Here is an 18327-nt window from a genome sequence, read left to right on the forward strand (position 1 = left end):
AAAAAAGGGGAATAATACAATGTTGGATTTTATCAATGATTTTATATCGTTTAGCAACAATATACTTTGGTCATATGTTTTAATATTTTTACTTATTGCAGTGGGGACCTATTTCACAATATATCTTAAATTTGCACAGTTTAGATTTTTTGCAGATACCTTTAAGATTTTGGGTGGCGGAGATAAGGCGTCTAAAGAAAAGGGTAAATCGAGTGTTTCCTCATTTCAAGCATTTTGTTTAAGTGTTGCTTCTCATGTGGGGACGGGTAACTTAGCAGGTGTTGCCATAGCAGTTACAACGGGTGGACCCGGTGCGATTTTCTGGATGTGGGTGATTGCACTTTTGGGTTCAGCATCAAGTTTTGTAGAAAATACTTTAGCACAAGTTTATAAAGTTAAAGATCATAATGGCTTTAGGGGTGGACCGGCATACTATATGGAGAAAGCCCTTGGCAAGAGAAATTTAGGCATTATATTTTCCATATTAATCACGGTTTCATTTGGTCTTGTATTTAACTCAGTGCAGGCAAATACGATTATTTCATCATTTGAAGGTGCGTTTGGTTTAGAAAAAATATGGGGCGCAGGTATTTTAGTTCTATTGACGACTTTGGTTATCTTCGGCGGCATCAGCCGGATTGCAAAAGTGACAGAAGTCATTGTACCTGTTATGGCAGTTGCTTATGTATTAGTGGCCTTTTTCGTCGTTTTTAAGAACATTACAGAATTGCCCCATGTGTTTAAAATGATTTTCGAAGGTGCTTTTGGACTTAAACAAGTTGCTGGTGGCGGTCTAGGTGCAACGATTATGATGGGGATTAAAAGAGGCTTATTTTCAAATGAAGCCGGTATGGGGAGTGCGCCTAATGCGGCGGCAACTGCTGAGGTAAGTCATCCTGTAAAGCAAGCGATTATGCAAGTATTTGGCGTTTTCCTAGATACAATTGTAATCTGTAGTTCAACTGCTTTCATCATATTCGTTTCTGATATTCCAGAAAGTGCTGGTCTCACAGGGATACAATTAACTCAGGGGGCTTTGACTTCACAAGTAGGTGCTTGGGGCAATATCTTTATTGCAGTTTGCATATTCTTATTTGCCTTTAGTTCTATACTGGGGAATTACTACTACGGAGAATCTAATATTGAGTTTGTAAATGGGAGTAAAACACTCTTAACCGTATTCAGATTTGCCGTACTCGGCATGATTTTATGGGGATCAATGTCTTCACTGGATATCGTTTGGAGCATGGCGGATCTGTTTATGGGATTGATGGCCATTATGAATCTGCTGGTTATTTTCAAGCTTAGAAAAGTGGTTTCAAAAGTTGTTGCAGATTATGTTGCACAGAAAAGAGCAGGCAAAGAGCCTGTCTTCAATTCAAAATCTATCGAAGGTCTTTTTAATGTAGAGTGTTGGGGCGATGAGCAATCTGAAACAAGAGCAAATAATAATGCTAAAGAGAAGCGAGTAGCTTAAACAGAGTTTATAGATTAATCGTTCAAAAAACTGATCTCATGCGTGATTTGAGATCAGGTTTTTTATGTCTACATATTGAGCCTCTTCAATTTTGAGTCTCGCAAAACCGTCAATAGAATTGATATCTAAATAGTAACCGCCTTTTATAAGTTCGATAAATTGGTATTTTTTGATGTGTTCATAAGCGATTAATGTGTTTCCATTCACGATGAGTGTCTTGGAAGTGAAGAAACAGGCTGAAGTGTCCAGTTGATTTAATGACCAAATAATGGGGACGGTAAAAAATAGATGTATTGTCCCTAAAAGGATAACGAGGAGTAGGTTTGACAATAATTCATAGTAAATAAATGAAATGACAACGAGTAATACTAAACTATAAATGCTTAATAAAGCTTTATAGCTCCATATGTTGCCTTTGGTAATACCAACAAAATGATCCGCGCGGTGATAAATGAGCTCATTGCCAACAGTCTGTTCAATTTTTTTCAAGTGCATTTGATGGGCTTTAAATATTTTTTTTATAAAAAAAGTGATGGTCATAATCAATAATGCAATCCACACCATCATAATGAAGCGATCGTGCCAAGTTTTTTTATAAAATACAAATACACCTACAATGAGGCATATATTGAGTAGGAAGAAGCGAAACGCTCTTTTTTTATAAATCTTACAGGATAACAAATAGTCACTATAGTTCATTTATACACGCTCCCTTAAAATAGAGATGACTTGGTGGTATTGGTTGGCGTTGACATCGATGCTTTTTTTTATGGTCATTGGAGTCGCTTTATTGTTATTGGATAATTTATGGATATGTTCAATGATGAGTTTATAGTGTTTTTCATTTGAGGCCATATAATCTCTAGACCAAGAGACCCGGTCTATTGCGGTCCAAGAGAAAAATCTATTTTTTATGACAATGCCATCTTCCAGGATTAAATACTTGGGAATTCTATATTTTTCACTGTGGATGAATAACCAAATCGAAAATGCAATTATGGCAATGAAGCCAATTATGAAGAAAATATTGTTACCTTCGTAGGCAAAGATAACCATAAAGACTAAAACAATAGGGAGAAAGAAGATCGAAATAAAAAAGTATTCCCATGGAAAACGTTTTTTATAGGCCCATAATACCAATAGGGGATCTTGTGAAATTTTAAGTTGATGCACAGGAATACCATTCATCCCAGAGAGACCTTGTGATTGGAAATTGAAATAGAACAGCATCGGGAAATATAGACAATTGAATAACAAGCTCCACAAATCACCAAGAGATCGGGGTTCATCTACTCTAGGTTCTGTAGAAGCACCAGAAAAAAACATGACAGCTCCAAGTGTGGCAAGTATGAGAATGGATGCCAGTACTTTTAAGCCAATCCGTAGAAATTTTCTGCGTTTCATGCCCTCATAATCCGTAAAGCTGTAACCAATTTCAGTAGGATCACCCATTTGGAGCAATGCTTTTCGAATAGAGGCTTCCTTGTAGTGTCCAGCAGCCATATAATCTTCTGTGAGACTGAACAAGTGATCTAGAAGTTCATCTTTTATGACTTTGCCCTCATCTTCTGTATAAACTTGATCCAGTACCTTTTGTATAAAAGCAATCACGCTCTTGTGATTTGTAATATCGGTCATCTGAAGTTGATCTTCAGTGGATTTAACTTCCGCTGTACTTTTTATCATGACTTATCTCCCAGTTACTCCATTAATAATTTCATAGCAACAGTGAAATCTTGCCATTCACTTTGCCTTTCATTCAAATTTTTCCTACCTTTATCGGTAATTTTATAGTATTTTCGTTTTCGGCCCTCAATACTGTCCCAATAAGATTCAATGTGTTCTTTCTTTTCTAAGGCATGTAAAATTGGATACAAGGTACCTTCTTTGAGTGAAAAAACGCCATTTGACATGATTTCAAAATGTTTAATCATGCCATAGCCATACATTGGCTGACGATCAAGCGCTTTGAGAATCATCATATCGGTGGTGCCCTTAAGAAGTTCTTTGTTCATGGAATGCTCCTTTCTCAGGGATACATAGTGACTCAATGCATCGGATTACTAGGTATTACTATAACAGATGAAGAAGTGATATTCAAGTCGAAATTATACATTTGATCCTAAATGTCTAATTTCTAGACACATGTCCACTTTTGTCGGTTGTGTGGCACATCTTGGAGTGGTAGATTTTAAGTATGGAAACAGTCCATATGGCAACAGTCCATGAAGTGATTGAATCCAAAAAATTTATCATTACAAGGAGGAACTTATGTATTATAGCAGTGGAAATTATGAATCTTTTGCACGTCCATTAAAACCTGAGGGTGTGGATAATAAATCGGCTTATTTAGTGGGTGCTGGACTTGCCTCTCTATCAGCAGCATGTTTTTTAGTACGTGATGGTCAAATGAAAGGTGAAAATGTTCATATTTTAGAAAAAACAGATTTATCAGGCGGCGCATGTGACGGTTATGAATACAATAATTTAGGCTATGTTATGCGTGGCGGTAGAGAAATGGACAATCACTTTGAATGCATGTGGGACTTGATGAAATCCATTCCTTCTATTGAAACTGAAGGTGTCACAGTCCTAGATGAATACTACTGGCTGAATAAAAGTGATCCCAACTATTCTCTAATGCGTGCAACTATGAATCAAGGTCAAGATGCACACACAGACGGTAAGTTTAACTTATCGGATAAGGGTGCGATGCAAATCATGAAACTCTTCTTCACACCTGATGAAGTATTAGAGGATAGACGTATAGATGAATTCTTTGATGCGGAAGTATTGGACTCGAACTTCTGGATGTACTGGCGCACTATGTTTGCATTCCAAAATTGGCACAGTGCTCTAGAAATGAAACTCTATATTAAGCGATTTGTGCATCATATTGGAGGCTTACCTGATTTTAAGGCACTTCGCTTTACAAAATACAATCAATACGAATCTTTAATCTTGCCAATGGTTAAATACTTAGAAGAACACAATGTTAAGTTCCATTACAATACACAAGTTGTCAATGTGGAGTTCGACATTAGTCCAGATAAAAAAGTAGCGAAAAAACTGCATTATATCCAAGCGGGCAAAACAGTGGAACAAGATTTAACGGAAAACGATCTCGTCTTTATCACAAACGGTGGTTGCGTTGAAAATGCAACATTAGGAGATCAAAATACTCCTGTTAATTATACACCAGAATTAAAAGAAGGCGGCGGCTGGGATATGTGGCGTAAAATAGCGGCACAAGATAAATCCTTTGGAAATCCAGATAAATTCTGTAGCGCACCAGACCAAACCAACTGGATGTCAGCAACTGTTACAACGCTGGATGATCGCATTCCACCATATGTTGAAAAAATCTGTCAAAGAGATCCATTCAGCGGTAGAGTGGTAACAGGCGGAATTGTCACTGCAACAGATTCAAACTGGCTCTTGAGTTGGACGTTTAACAGACAGCCACAGTTTAGAAATCAACCCAAAGATCAATTAGTGGGTTGGATTTACGGCTTATTTAGTGATAAACCGGGCAACTATGTCAAGAAAACAATGCTTGAATGTACAGGTAAAGAAATTTGTATGGAATGGCTCTATCACATGGGTGTTCCTGTAGATCAAATCGATGATTTGGCAGAAAAAAGTGCAAACTGTATCCCATGCATGATGCCTTATATTACAGCATTCTTCATGCCGCGTAAAAAAGGAGATAGACCAGATGTTGTGCCAGAAGGCAGTGTTAACTTTGCATTCTTAGGTCAATTTGCTGAAACCAAACGCGATACGATCTTTACGACGGAATACTCTGTCAGAACGGCAATGGAGTCTGTTTATACACTACTTGACATCGACAGAGGCGTTCCAGAAGTATGGGGCAGTGTCTATGATGTGAGAGATCTTTTAGATGCAACGGTCAAAATAAATGATGGTAAAAAAATTACGGATTTAAATATGACACCTGAACAGAGAATGATGTTGGCTGGATTAGTCGGCAAAATTCAAAATACTGATATTATGAAATTGCTTACTCAATACAATGTGATTTAATTCATAAAATTAAATGCATAAAATTAATTCATAAAAGAGGCGCTTAAGTCTCAATGAAAAAAGGTCTACCCTAGTCTGTAATCACTGGGGTAGACTTTTTTAAAGCTATAATAATGATCAGCAGGCCGTAGAAAGGTTTCATGAGCTCCAAACTAGAATCATAATTGACAAACTGGCTTTAAAAGCATAAAATAAATGTCAGTAAAATAAAAGCCAATATAATATTAAAAACCGTTGAGTAAGAGAAGTAAACATCAAATTTTGAATTCAAAGAGAGCTATGGCTGGTGAAAATATAGCATTTCAAATTATGTTGAATGGACTTATGAGGGCAACCCGAAAGCATTGCGAGTAGGCGTTGACGGAAATCCTAACCGTTATAATGGAAGCATATGTTAGTATGTGAAACGATTTAGTTTAGGTGGCTAAGCAGATGATAGACCTCTGTCCTTTATAGGATGGGGGTTTTTTGATGTCCTTCATAATCGTGACACAATATCCACAATCATAATTAGGAGGTTTCAAGATGAAGCGCATTTTAACAGGAGATCGCACAACCGGTAAGTTACACATTGGACATTATGTAGGGAGTTTACAGAACAGAGTGGCACTACAAGACGCGTATGATACGTTTATCATCTTAGCAGATGTTCAAGCCTTGACCACACACTTTGAAAATCCAGGGCTCATCAATGAGAGCATCTATGACGTCGCTATTGATAACTTATCTGTAGGCCTTGATCCAAATAAAATAACATTATTTCAGCAGTCAAGGGTAAAAGCAATAGCGGAACTCACCATATTCTATTCCATGCTGGTTTCTGTCAATGCACTAAGACATAATCCCACCATCAAAACAGAGGCCAAACAATATGGTTTTGATGACTTGAGCTATGGTTTCTTAGGTTATCCTGTCAGCCAAGCGGCGGATATGACTTTTTGTAATGCAGATTTAGTCCCTGTGGGTGAAGATCAAGTGCCCCATATTGAACAAGCGAGAAAAATCATAAGGCGGTTCAATACATTGTATGGCAAAGGCGAGAGCATCATTACTGAACCACGTGAGTTCATCAGTAATACGCCGAGGTTGATTGGGCTAGATGGCAACTCTAAAATGGGTAAAAGTCTTGGCAATGCCATCTATTTGTCAGATACAAAAGAGGCAGTCAATCAGAAAATAAAGTTAGCAGTAACCGATAAAAATAGAATTAGCATAAAGGATAAAGGCAACCCGGATATTTGCACAGTGAGCAAATATCATCAGGTTTTTAACCCAAGTTCATATAATGATATTTGTGAAATGTGCAAAAACGCAAGTATTGGCTGTGTGGCGTGTAAAAAGCAATTGTCTCAAGCCGTCAACAGCTTACTTGAACCATTTAGGGAGAAACGTGCGTATTATGAATCGCATAGAGATGAAGTACGTGCTATAATCGAAACAGGCAGTGAGAAGGCAAACCAAATTGGCAATGAAACCGTTGAACAAGTTAAAAGCGCAATGAGTATTCAGCTGATCTAGAATTAATAGACGCTCTCGGATTTTCCTATTTGAAATATGATGCCAATTTGAATAAAATAGAGAGGATATAAAATCTCTACAGAAAGTGTAAAACATTTCTACCGATGGTGAAGGTATCATCACAAATAACTTGAATTGAGGTGTGTTCAATGAAGCATAATGAGCTAATATATAAATCTCCATATGAGGCATACCCTCATGTGGAAGCTGAAGAGGTTATCATTCGAAAAATTGTATCCAGTGATCTTGATCGACTTTATGAAATTTATAGCAATGAAAACTTGTTTAGACATTCCCCTATGATGCTTAAAAAGAATAAAGAGACCGTTGCAAATATGATCGGTCACTTTGAACGAGATTTTAATAAACACAAAATGATCATGCTGGGGATTGCGTTTAGAAAAACGCCTGACGATTTGGTAGGCACTTTTGAGCTCTTTGACTACAATAAAGTGGTGAACATGATCACTGTGGGTTATAGATTAAATGAGCAATTTTGGGGGCAGGGCATTGTATCAAAAGCGGTTCAGGCCATGACAGATTATCTTTTCAATTGCATTGGCATCAACCGGATACAAGCTTTTGTAATGCCTGAAAACATTAAGTCTCAAAATGTACTCATCAGAAATGGATTCACCGTTGAAGGCACTATTAGGCAAGGGACCGTTTGGAAAGGGCATGGCGTTGTAGACCTTATTTTGTTTTCTCGATTGAGAGCCGATGAGTTCGATTGAGAGCAAATGATCTTGAGTGAAAGTCGATTAGGAGGATGGCAGTTCAAAAAACTTTGCCCCATGTTCCAGTATTTTAGTCAGTGTCGTGGCCACAGTCTCTATGGATTCCTTGTGTCCGTTTTCAAGCCACAGTTGGATGACACCGATAGAACCCGAGACCGTAAACGCAGAAAATGTTTCGTAAGAAAAGGCATCGGAGTGACGATAGAGTTGACTAAATGTATTGAAACAATCTTTTTCAATGGTCCTTTTGAGTTTGTTGAAGAATGCTCTATCCTCTGTTTTGGTCAATAGCAAGAGGCAAAGGTCTGCATTATCTTCAATATACCTGAGCAGTTCTATAAAAAACGGATAGCTTTGCTTTTGTAGTTCGCCTACATTGTTGGTCTCTAACATAGTTGTGAGTTCCTGCATCATTTCATCTTCAATTTGGTGGAGTAGATCGTTTAAATCTTTACAGTGCAAGTAAAAAGTGCCTCTGTTGATATCGACTAATTCCACCAACTCTTTTATAGTGATCTCGTGAATGCTTTTTTTCATCAAAAGGCTTATGAGTCCCTGTCTTAATAAATGTCTCGTTTTACGCACCCGTCGGTCGACTGGGTGTTTTTTAATTTCGTTCACAAAAAATTCACCTCCCATAAACATGATAATAGACGAATTGGTTCGCTATGTTGATTAATAAACAAATGACAAATAATTTGAATATTGAAAGTTTATCTCCTTTAAGTATAATGTACATATGTTTAAAAATCAACACGTGTTCATTAAAATGCTTTTATGGTTATTAGAGGATCTAGGAGGAGACAGACATGAAAATCAAAAATAAAAAGGGACGAGTGGCAATCGCCTTACTCGGGATTATAATGATTTTTTTATTATCAGGCTGTAACACTGATGAAGCGGTTAAGACAGAATATAGAAATGTGAAGACACTTTTAATAGCAAATACGGATCAGAGCACATTTGAAGGCCTTTCAGGGAATGTAACACCTATGGAAACGGTGAAAATGAGTTTTAAAATTGACGGTGTTATAGAGCGCATTTTTGTTAAAGAAGGTCAAGCAGTGATGAAAGGCGACTTGATTGCTAAATTGAAGGACCGTGACTACAATTTAGCACTTGACGCCGCTAAGGCACAATACGATGCGGCAAAGATGCAAATATCAAAAGATATCCCCAATTTATTAGATCAGGCAAAAGCACAGCTTGAACTGACACAACTCACCTATGACCGAGTGAAAGCGCTCTATGAAAATGGTGCCGTGTCAAAATCGCAATGGGATGAAATTTCAGCAAAGCTCATTGTGGATAAGAGTACTTATAAACAAGCTCAAGATGCCTACGAGATTGCCACAGTTCAGCTTGGACAGGCAAAGGCAGCGTATGAAATGGCGCAAAAAAATATAGAGGAAACTTCTATCTATAGTCCTATGGATGGCATTTTGTTAAAAAAAATGAGTTCTGAAGGAGAAGTGCAAGGCGCAGGTTATCCTGTTGTGGCATTGGGCTCAGTCGAAAATATGTGGGCAGAATTCGGTGTGACGGATGAACAGATCAATGCGTTTAAAATAGGTGAAGAAATGCCTGTATATGTTTATGGTGCCGATGTTGAAGTCAAAGGCATTGTCGATGAAATTGGCGCACTTGCAGACGAAAAAACGAGATTGTTTACAGTGAAGTTAAAACTTGAAAATAAAGACGGTTTATTAAAATCAGGCATGATTGCAAAGTCTGAGTTGCAAAGTGAAAAATCTGGAAAAATCTATGTGCCCTTTTTAAGTGTCGTCCATCTGTCTTCAGGTGAAATAGTGTACTTATATGATGAGACCTCGCATAAGGTAAAAGCATGCCCAGTGACCACAGGCGTCCTCTTGGATGATCGCATAGAAATTTTAAAAGGGCTTGCTGAAGGCGATGTGCTCGTTATAGAGGGGCAGTACCAAATCAGTGATGGTGAAGAGGTGATGATCAATGATTAAATGGTGTGTAGATCATAAAGTTATCGTCGTTTTATTCTCCATTTTGCTAATTGCTGGAGGGGTCTTTTCCTATACGGATTTAGAAAGACAGGAAAATCCGACGATAACGCCGCCGATTGCCCTTGTGCAGTGTATTTATCCCGGGGCGAGTCCTGAGGATATTGAAAAAGAAGTGACCAAAAAAATAGAAGATAAAATTGGCACAATCGAAGGCATTAAAACGATAGAAAGTTTTTCACTCGACAGCGTAGGCATTATAAAAGTAACCCTGGAAGATATGAGTGACGCTGAAATATTAAGGCGATGGGATAAATTAAGAGATAAGGTAGATGCCGTAAAGACGGATTTGCCTGAAGCTGCTCTTGCGCCTACGATTGATACAGAATTAACCAACAGTTTTGGACATGTTATAGGGATCAGTTCATCAGATTACACCTATCAAGATTTAAAACGGGTTGCTAAAAATCTGGAACAGAAAATTAAGGTCTTAGATGGTGTTGCCGAAGTTAAAATCGTTGGAGAAATCAGTCCTTCGGTGGAAATTCAAGTAGATATGGCTAAACTCAGACAATATCACATTGCGCCAAATATGATTTTAGGAGCAATTCAATCTAGAAACGTCAATATCCCAGGCGGTAATTTAAATCTGGAAAAGAGCAAAATTCCAGTTCAGATTACAGGAGAATACAAGAACATTGAATCGCTACGAAATACAATTGTTGGGGTATCAAGTGATACAGGTATTCCCATAAGTATTGGTGACCTCTCTACTGTCACTCAAACAGAGAAAGAAGCAGATAGCTATGCACTTGTGGGACAAGACAAGGCCATTATTGTGGGGGTGCGCTACAGCAATGGTCAAAACGTGCTGGAAGCTGCAAAAAAAGTGGATGAAACCATCAAGACATTTGAGAAAAATGCGTTATATAAAAATATGAAATTGACGATTCTAAATAATCAACCAGCTTATGTCAGTGAGGCCATTAATTTATTTGTGGACAACTTATTATCTGCGGTTGTCTTGGTGATTATAGTAGTCTGGCTTTTTATGGGCATGAGAAGTGCGATAATCGTGTCAGTGCCAATTGTGATTGTAACAGCCGTTGTCTTGATCTATATGAAAATGACGGGGATTCCGCTTCATCAAATTTCCATAGCGGCTTTGATCATATCTTTGAGTTTACTGGTGGCAAATGGGATTGTGGCAAATGATAATATGTACCTCTATCTTCAACAGGGCAAAGAGCGTAGTGAGGCTATGACAAAAGGCGTTAGAGATGTGAGTATTCCCATATTGACATCAACCCTGACGACAATTGCTTCCTTTTTACCACTTGCCATGATGCAGGGAAGTGCTGGTAAGTTTGCCAGTGCATTGCCTATATTGGTTTCAGTGGCACTTATTGCTTCCTATTTGACCGCTTTGACACTTGTACCCGCGCTGGGCGATAAAATCCTTGAAGTAAAATCAAGAAATGGCGGCTTACTCGCGCGTCTAGTTCACGTTTTAAAAATAGATAGGTTAGGGCACAAACTCATGAAGCTCTATGATGCCATGTTAGCAAAAGCACTGGCTAGACCCAAAACGACGATTATTATATTTTTGATTCTTTTGGGTATGAGCATGACACTGGTGCCATCACTAGGCATACAAGTATTCCCTCCGATTCAAAGAGATCAGTATGTGATGAGTGTACGATTGCCAAGTGGCGTTAACCTCAATTACACCAGAGATGTCTCTCAAAGGATCAGCCAACTGATTGAATCCGATCCAAGTACAGAAAGCGTAGCCGCACAGGTCGGCGAAGGTTTTATTCAGTATTATGATACCTTCGATGCAGCAAGACAGGGCACAAACGTGGCTGAATTTATAATCAACGGGGAGCGAGCTCATGCAGAGGATATGGCGCAGAATGTCAGAAAGGCATTCCCAGAGCTTACAGTTACCTTAAAATTTCTAGAACTCAACATGCCGCAAGATCAACCGGTTCAAGTCAGGATAAGTGGTTCGGATATCAAAGAACTTAAAGAAATTGCTGAATCTGTTGAAGCGCTCGTCAAACCTCTAAATGGTGTATTGCGGACAGAAGTAAATTACGGACATGATTCTTATAAATTAAAAGTCAATGTGGATGAAACAAAGGCCAATCTATCTGGTATTTCCAACTATGATGTGGCATCCACTGTTCGAATGGCAGTAAACGGTCTTGAAATTACAAAACTCAAACAAGCCGATGTGGATCAAGATCCGATTCCTGTGAATATTCGCATTGGAAAAGAAGCTCTAAAATCGGTTTCAGATTTGGATCAAATATTTTTAACCTCGCAAGTAACGGGTGAAAATGTCCCCCTAGGACAAATCGCTAAAATCACAACAGAAGCCAGCTTCAATCAGATCGTAAGGCGAAACGAGATTAGGACCATTACAGTGGGGCTCTACCTTAAGTCTGGTGCTAGCTCTGATGCTGTCCTTTTCGATACTCAAAATGCACTTAAGCAGTATAAGTTGCCTCCTAATTATCAAATAAGCTATGGTGGCGACAATGAGTTTGCAGATGAAACATTTGGTTCAATGGTATTGCCTGCTATAATGGCAGTTGGACTCATCTACCTCGTAATTGCACTTCAATTTGGCAGCTTGCTTGAACCCCTGATCATCATGGGAACCATTCCACTTTCTTTCATCGGCATATTTAGCGGCTTGAAAATCATGAATTATCCTATTGGATTTATGGCGATGTTAGGTGCAATCAGTTTAATGGGGGTCGTGGTTAACAATGGCATTGTGCTGTTGGATTATATTAAGCTGTTGCAGAAAAATGGTTTTGCGCTTGATGATGCCGTTAAAAATGGTGCAAAGACAAGACTTCGTCCGATTATGATCGGCATGGTAACCACTGTAATTTCTCTATTGCCACTGATGCTTTCTGGAGGACCGCTATGGCAGCCTCTTGCAGCAGCTTTAAATTTTGGCATGATTGTTTCAACGGTTTTAACGCTTATTGTAATTCCATGTAGCTATGTATGGATTGAGAAAATGCGTGAAAAATACAAAGTTTAGAGCGATTTTGGTTGGCATTACTGAATTTGAGCACAGAGGAGATGAGCTTGGTCTAAAAATTCAAAACGATGGCATTACTTATTGTGGTTAGTGATTTTATGCCCTAAATTCAAAATTCGTCTGAATCAGACGAGTCTAATCTGAAACAGATGAAAAAATTATTTGACACTGTGATAAAATTAACAAGCAAGAAATAACGTTAAGAATCACAGAAAAATAAGGGGCGTGAAATGATGAAGACAAATTTAAAAAAAATGTTAAGTATTTTACTTTGCTTAACTATGGTTTTAAGTGTATCTGCTTGCCAAAAAAGTGAAACGGCATCCAAGTATAAAGCAGGTACTTATACGGCAACTGCTAATGGGAAAAATGGTCCTATCGAAGTTGAAGTCGTTTTTACTGCAGATAAAATTGAGTCTGTAAAGGTAAATGGAGAAAATGAAACAGAGGGGATTTCTGAAGGGGCATTAGAGATTATCCCAGAAAAAATTGTATCAGGGCAGACGTTAGCTGTTGATGCTGTCAGTGGTGCATCACTTTCAAGCGAGGCGATTTTAAAAGCAGTTGAAGACTGTGTTGTACAAGCTGGTGGTGATGTTGAAGCATTAAAGGTAAAAACTGAGGTGGCTGCGGCTGTACCAACCGAAGAAGTGAATTACGATATCGTTGTGGTTGGCGCTGGAGCTGCGGGAACTGCGGCAGCACTTGCAGCAAGTGAATACTCTCAAAGTGTATTGCTTCTTGAAAAAACAGCTAAACCTATGGGGGCTGGTACACTTGCAGGTGGTCTTTTTGCAGCTGAAAGTGATCTTCAAAAGGCGGCTGGTAAAACGGTGAGCAAGGAATGGCTTTATGATGAATATGTAACCTCATCTTCAGGCTATATGAATTCATTATTGGTCAGAAAGATTATAGACGAATCCAGTGAAACCGTCAATTGGTTAATTCAAAACGGTTGTAAGCTTAACTTAGTGGATGCGGGTTCAGGTGCAAGTTATGAGCATATCGGCATGCCGGCAACTTTGCATGGCTATGCAGAAGGAGGCGCTGTGGCGGTCTCGAAACTTGTGGAGTCATTTAAAGGCAATGGTGGAACCGTTATGTTTTCAACGCCAGCAACAGATTTGATTAAAGATGCTGATGGCAAAATCATTGGCGTTATGGCTAAAAAGGAAGATGGCACTGAGTTGAAAATCAATGCTAAGGCAGTTGTTCTTGCCACAGGTGGATTTGGCGGTAACGAAGAAATGCTCAGAAAATATTTGGGTGCCAATTTCTCTTTCGGTGAAGTTTCATCAAACCTTGGTGATGGCATAAAAATGGCTTGGGATGCAGGTGCAGACGAATTAGGCATTGGGACCACGCAGTACTTTTGGCAGACTTTTTCTCCAGAGGTATTTGGATCTTTGATAAGCACGTTAGGCGATGATTGGTTTTCTTTAACCGCGTTTTCGTTCTATCCTCATCTCAGAGTAAATAATTTTGGCCAACGTTTCTCTGATGAGACAACAGTTTCAGATTTTGCAATTCATGGTGCTCAAATTCACATGCAACCGCAACAAACGGAATTCCTTATTTTAGATTCCAGCGTATTGAATCAAATTGCAACCAAGGGATATGTATCCGTTGAAGATCACTACGGTATTTGGAAAGATAATAGACAATTTTATATGGAATTCAACGAGCCCAATGATACGGACACGCTTATAGAGAAAGAAAAAACGCCAACCGATTATGTCCCTTTACTGGATGCGGCAGTTGGATCTGGTGCTGTATACAAAGGCGATACTCTTGAAGAACTGGCAAAAAATATGAATGTTGATTATGAAACTTTTAGCAATTCAGTGGCTCAATACAATCATGCAATTGAATCTGGAAAAGATGAGTTGTTCTTCTCAGATGTGACACGCTTAGTACCTGTTGTCAGTGGGCCGTACTATGCGGTTAAATACTCGGCACGTAATCTGACGACCTTAGGTGGTGTTAAAATCAATGAAAAGATTCAAGCAGTAGATGAAAACTTTATGCCGATTCAAGGGTTATATGTGGCTGGAGCTGATGCAGGCGGGATGTATGGTTTATCCTATGTAGACTTCGAAGGTGGCACGCTTGGATTTGCCTATACCTCAGGTAGATTGGCAGGGATCAACGCAGCTGAATTTGTAAATGGTAAATAGATAAGAAAAAATAGAGGAAATTGAAATAGATAGAACCTCCTTTGACTAGCTTCAGTCGGGAGGTTTTATTTTATAGTTTATGAAAATTGTTTTGAGGCATCGCGAGATGGCTTCAGTGGTGTTTATTTATGAGATTGAAAATGCTATAATAATTGTATTTTATGAGTGATTACTGTATAAGATGTTCATAAATAAAGTATGGGGGCGAAGTATGATTAACTTATTGGGCTTAATTGAAATGTTTAATACGTACAGTACGAATAATGTCTATCATGAAGTGGCAACATGTCTGCTAAAGCATTACCGTCACCTAGATAAGATGACTGCAAATGAAATAGCAGATTTATGCAATGTATCACCATCAACTTTGGCGAGATTCTTTAAAAAAATGGATTACCCACAAACCGTTTCAAAGTTGCCAGAGCTTGTGAGTCAAACTAAATTGACTTACAGATTTGAGAGCAAATATGCTTCAAATGCAGATCGAGATCAATATGACAGTTCGATAGCACATTATTTTGCCAAACTACATGAGAGTTTAGAGGTACTTGCTTCAAGTATTGTTGAAAAAGAACTGGATCAGTTTATAAAGGACCTATTAAAGTGTAAGAAAATTGTTTTTATTGGTTGTCCCATGCCTCAAGAAGTATGGCGCTTTCAAGTGGATTTGACGCTATATGGCATAGAAAGCAGTGCTTTTTTAGATCCCAATAATCATTATGAGGCACTTTCTAAATTAGAGGAAGGGACCATTGTCTTTTACTTTCACTACTGTAAATCGGCAGTTGTTCAGTATCGAAACGCCTTGTTGTCCTGTAAGGAGAAAATTTTTCGATTAGCAATTGTGTCTAATGGCGAGCATTTGCCGTTGGACTGTGATTATGGGTTTACCTTTAAGGGAACAGAAACCGAACAAGACTTCATCATGATGAATATTCTAATGAATGTTATTGGGGTTCGGTTTAAGGAGTTTGTAGAATAGAAAATTTAAAGTCTTGAATACAAAATTTTAAGTTGGGAGCAAAAATATTGAATTTAGAGTAAGAATCGACTTTCAAAAGTTAGGTTTAAAAAATAACTTTTAAGAGTCGATTCATAACGCATTCAATATTTTTTTTGTTTACTTGGCTAAAAAGTCATCTATAATTTGACTGAAAAGCGCTTGTTCTTCGAGCATCGGAAGATGTCCAGAGTGCTTCATTTCAATAAAAGTGGCATTTGGAATGAGATCGGCACTTAGTTTGCCTTCATCTGGTGGATTAAGTCCGTCGTATTTACCGCTTATGACAAGTGTTTCAGCAGAGATTTTGTGGAGTTCAGCGCGATAATCAAAATGTTCTAAGGCCTTATTTGCTGCAATGGTTTCTTCTGGCGTCAAAGAACTGTTGAGCACATCTGGATGCTCTAAAAAAATGCGCATATTATGTACAATATACTTGAGTAGAAACCTCTGCTGTTCCTGTTCACTTAATATTTTTAAGGCCTCAGCATGTTCCGTCATGAGACGTTGAGTTGAAGAAGTAAGTCCGTTGGTCTTGGTAACACCAAGAATCAGTTTTTTTATTCTGTAGGGCTGTGCTATGGCTACGCCTTGTGCAATATAACTCCCCATTGAAACACCATAAAGATTTGCAGTTTTTAATTTAAAGATATCCATAAGAGAGATAATATCTTGAACATGATCTTCCAAAGTATATTCTTTTGGCTTATCGGATTGACCATGACCTCTACAATCCAATGCAATCGTTTTGTATTTTTTCGACAGTCTTAGAAAATCAGTGTCCCATTTTGAAATATCGCTACCAAGGCCGTGTATAAGAATCAGTGGCTCGCCGTCCCCTTTAACTTCTACATTGAGGTGGATACCGTTTACTTTCATCATTGACATAGCATACACTCCTTTTTTATGGGCTAAAATCACCGCATAATTTATGTTGTCTTAATATTATCTTAATAGAAGTATTATATTAAACGTATGCAGAGCTGTCAAATGAGTCTTATTGATAGTCTTATTGAAAACGTTGCTAAAAAATGCACAAAACGCCACTTTACAAGGAGAATAGCATCCAGTAGAAGTGACGTTTTAAGCGTAATTTTTCGATTGAAATCGTATTCAATTATCATTAGAGTATAGATTTAGTCGCTATTCAATGATCTTGTGCTCATAAGCATTATCAATTGCAGACTGCAAGAATTCATTCCCGATACCAGGTAAATCTGGTACCGTAAAATAGCCATTTTCAGGTTGCAAATTGTATTTTGTCAAGTTTTTACAAGTATCCATGCGATTTGCAACATGGTGTTCGTGAATTGTAAAGTTTGGAATGGCAGCTTCTAGGTGTAATGCAACATGAGTTGCAAGTGGACTACCTGCCACATGAATTTGTACAGCAACGTCATAAATATAGGCGAGGTCACATATTTTTTTCACTTCAGTGATGCCACCACAATTGCCAATATCCGGTTGAGCCAATTGAATCAGATTTTTTTCAAAGAAAGGTGCATACTGCCAGCGTGAGAAAATGCGTTCGCCATTGGCAAGTGGGATTGAAATGTTTTTAGCAATATACTCTGATGTTTTAACTGAAGGCGTATTGGGTTCTTCAAAAGCCCAAATATTATATTTTTCAGCAAGTTTCCCGAGTTGTACCGCACTCAAGGCATCGGGGTAGGAGTGATTTTCCATAATAATGTCCACGTCAGGGCCAACGGCCTCTCTTACAGCCTTAATGCGTGATTCTACCATATTTAGTTTTTTAGGTGAAAGTAAACCCGTTTGATCAAGGGAATTTAAACTTTTACCGGCTTCATCTCGATCAAAAAAATCGATCTTAATGGCATCATAGCCTTCCGCAATGGCAAGACGTGCATTGTTTGCATAATCTTCAAGAGAAGTTGCCCAGACTTGTGGTTCATCTAGTTTTCCCCAGCCAAATTGCAATTGACTGGCATAGCAACGTAAGCTTTCTCTCATTTTGCCACCGAGTAGAGTATAACAAGGGACTCCAAAATATTTTCCCTTAATATCCCAAAGTGCAACATCAATTGCAGCAATGCCCGAGAAGACAACTGGACCGCCATTTTGCCCCCAAAATGTACTCTTGTACATCTTTTCCCAAATCACTTCGTTCTCAAGCGGATTCATGCCAATGATGACCTTAGCAAGATCGCACACCATGCCATAGGCCGCACTACCACCAGTGCCATAAGCCATGCCTGCTTCACCATCACCAAAGATGCCTGCATCAGTATAGACCCGGCATCCTATTGGGCTATTCATTTTATTGTTGGCCGTATTCAGGTGGAAAACTTCTACTTTTGTAATTTTCAT

14 protein-coding genes are annotated in these 18327 nt (G+C 38.5%); 8 read left to right on the plus strand and 6 right to left on the minus strand.

Annotation, left to right across the window (positions count from 1 at the left end):
• Window positions 1–22: 22 nt before the first annotated feature.
• Entirely contained in the window at window positions 23–1477 is a 1455-nt protein-coding gene (locus ISU02_RS05595) for an alanine/glycine:cation symporter family protein (protein WP_407646418.1), read from the plus strand.
• A 36-nt stretch (window positions 1478–1513) separates the two neighbouring features.
• Here ISU02_RS05595 and ISU02_RS05600 read toward each other — a convergent pair whose 3' ends face one another.
• The 3 genes from ISU02_RS05600 to ISU02_RS05610 are packed head-to-tail and all read right to left on the minus strand — an operon-like array spanning window position 1514 to window position 3492.
• Window positions 1514–2176 (minus strand): hypothetical protein, encoded by a 663-nt coding sequence (locus ISU02_RS05600; protein ID WP_194700822.1) that lies wholly within the window; start codon window positions 2174–2176, stop codon window positions 1514–1516.
• Window positions 2177–3163, minus strand: coding sequence for a permease prefix domain 1-containing protein (locus ISU02_RS05605; RefSeq protein ID WP_194700823.1), 987 nt, complete (start codon window positions 3161–3163; stop codon window positions 2177–2179).
• 14 nt (window positions 3164–3177) lie between these two features.
• The gene (locus ISU02_RS05610) at window positions 3178–3492 is read right to left on the minus strand and encodes a PadR family transcriptional regulator (protein WP_194700824.1); all 315 of its coding nucleotides are present in this window, start codon (window positions 3490–3492) and stop codon (window positions 3178–3180) included.
• Window positions 3493–3748: 256 nt separating this feature from the next.
• Between ISU02_RS05610 and ISU02_RS05615 the strand changes: the two genes are divergently transcribed.
• The 3 genes from ISU02_RS05615 (at window position 3749) to ISU02_RS05625 (ending at window position 7776) form a co-directional block, all read left to right on the plus strand.
• Complete coding sequence (locus ISU02_RS05615; protein ID WP_194700825.1) at window positions 3749–5524, plus strand: oleate hydratase; 1776 nt, start codon at window positions 3749–3751, stop codon at window positions 5522–5524.
• Between the two features lie 525 nt (window positions 5525–6049).
• Complete coding sequence (trpS, locus tag ISU02_RS05620) at window positions 6050–7042, plus strand: tryptophan--tRNA ligase (RefSeq protein WP_194700826.1); 993 nt, start codon at window positions 6050–6052, stop codon at window positions 7040–7042.
• Between the two features lie 149 nt (window positions 7043–7191).
• Window positions 7192–7776, plus strand: coding sequence for a GNAT family N-acetyltransferase (locus ISU02_RS05625; RefSeq protein ID WP_207736201.1), 585 nt, complete (start codon window positions 7192–7194; stop codon window positions 7774–7776).
• 27 nt (window positions 7777–7803) lie between these two features.
• Here ISU02_RS05625 and ISU02_RS24260 read toward each other — a convergent pair whose 3' ends face one another.
• Window positions 7804–8400, minus strand: coding sequence for a TetR/AcrR family transcriptional regulator (locus tag ISU02_RS24260; RefSeq protein WP_194700827.1), 597 nt, complete (start codon window positions 8398–8400; stop codon window positions 7804–7806).
• A gap of 188 nt (window positions 8401–8588) precedes the next feature.
• Here ISU02_RS24260 and ISU02_RS05635 point away from each other — a divergent pair, with 188 nt between their 5' ends.
• The 4 genes from ISU02_RS05635 (at window position 8589) to ISU02_RS05650 (ending at window position 15978) form a co-directional block, all read left to right on the plus strand.
• Complete coding sequence (locus ISU02_RS05635) at window positions 8589–9758, plus strand: efflux RND transporter periplasmic adaptor subunit (RefSeq protein WP_194700828.1); 1170 nt, start codon at window positions 8589–8591, stop codon at window positions 9756–9758.
• On the plus strand, window positions 9751–12819 hold the full coding sequence (locus ISU02_RS05640; protein ID WP_194700829.1) for an efflux RND transporter permease subunit: 3069 nt from the start codon (window positions 9751–9753) through the stop codon (window positions 12817–12819). The genes ISU02_RS05635 and ISU02_RS05640 overlap by 8 nt, the downstream gene beginning before the upstream one ends.
• Window positions 12820–13049: 230 nt before the next feature.
• Window positions 13050–14996: an FAD-dependent oxidoreductase gene (locus tag ISU02_RS05645; protein WP_194700830.1), complete on the plus strand. Its 1947-nt coding sequence runs from the start codon at window positions 13050–13052 to the stop codon at window positions 14994–14996.
• Window positions 14997–15207: 211 nt separating this feature from the next.
• Window positions 15208–15978: a MurR/RpiR family transcriptional regulator gene (locus ISU02_RS05650; protein ID WP_194700831.1), complete on the plus strand. Its 771-nt coding sequence runs from the start codon at window positions 15208–15210 to the stop codon at window positions 15976–15978.
• 138 nt (window positions 15979–16116) lie between these two features.
• Here ISU02_RS05650 and ISU02_RS05655 read toward each other — a convergent pair whose 3' ends face one another.
• Together ISU02_RS05655 and ISU02_RS05660 are read right to left on the minus strand one after the other, a co-directional pair.
• Window positions 16117–16884 carry an alpha/beta fold hydrolase gene (locus ISU02_RS05655; RefSeq protein WP_194700832.1) on the minus strand — a complete coding sequence of 256 codons (768 nt, stop codon included), beginning with the start codon at window positions 16882–16884 and terminating at the stop codon, window positions 16117–16119.
• A gap of 255 nt (window positions 16885–17139) precedes the next feature.
• Window positions 17140–18327 carry a mandelate racemase/muconate lactonizing enzyme family protein gene (locus ISU02_RS05660; RefSeq protein ID WP_194700833.1) on the minus strand — a complete coding sequence of 396 codons (1188 nt, stop codon included), beginning with the start codon at window positions 18325–18327 and terminating at the stop codon, window positions 17140–17142.

It is taken from the genome of Fusibacter ferrireducens (genome assembly GCF_015352425.1).
In the GTDB taxonomy this organism is placed as follows: Bacteria; Bacillota; Clostridia; order Peptostreptococcales; family Acidaminobacteraceae; genus Fusibacter_A; species Fusibacter_A ferrireducens.

Bases quoted from the DNA above. Each gene is read 5' to 3' on its own strand.
- ISU02_RS05655 (WP_194700832.1), bottom strand. From the start codon at position 16,884: ATGTCAATGATGAAAGTAAACGGTATCCACCTCAATGTAGAAGTTAAA.
- ISU02_RS05640 (WP_194700829.1), top strand. From the start codon at position 9,751: ATGATTAAATGGTGTGTAGATCATAAAGTTATCGTCGTTTTATTCTCC.
- ISU02_RS05635 (WP_194700828.1), top strand. From the start codon at position 8,589: ATGAAAATCAAAAATAAAAAGGGACGAGTGGCAATCGCCTTACTCGGG.
- ISU02_RS05600 (WP_194700822.1), bottom strand. From the start codon at position 2,176: ATGAACTATAGTGACTATTTGTTATCCTGTAAGATTTATAAAAAAAGA.
- ISU02_RS05610 (WP_194700824.1), bottom strand. From the start codon at position 3,492: ATGAACAAAGAACTTCTTAAGGGCACCACCGATATGATGATTCTCAAA.
- ISU02_RS05605 (WP_194700823.1), bottom strand. From the start codon at position 3,163: ATGATAAAAAGTACAGCGGAAGTTAAATCCACTGAAGATCAACTTCAG.
- ISU02_RS05650 (WP_194700831.1), top strand. From the start codon at position 15,208: ATGATTAACTTATTGGGCTTAATTGAAATGTTTAATACGTACAGTACG.
- ISU02_RS05625 (WP_207736201.1), top strand. From the start codon at position 7,192: ATGAAGCATAATGAGCTAATATATAAATCTCCATATGAGGCATACCCT.
- trpS (WP_194700826.1), top strand. From the start codon at position 6,050: ATGAAGCGCATTTTAACAGGAGATCGCACAACCGGTAAGTTACACATT.
- ISU02_RS05615 (WP_194700825.1), top strand. From the start codon at position 3,749: ATGTATTATAGCAGTGGAAATTATGAATCTTTTGCACGTCCATTAAAA.
- ISU02_RS05660 (WP_194700833.1), bottom strand. From the start codon at position 18,327: ATGAAAATTACAAAAGTAGAAGTTTTCCACCTGAATACGGCCAACAAT.
- ISU02_RS05645 (WP_194700830.1), top strand. From the start codon at position 13,050: ATGATGAAGACAAATTTAAAAAAAATGTTAAGTATTTTACTTTGCTTA.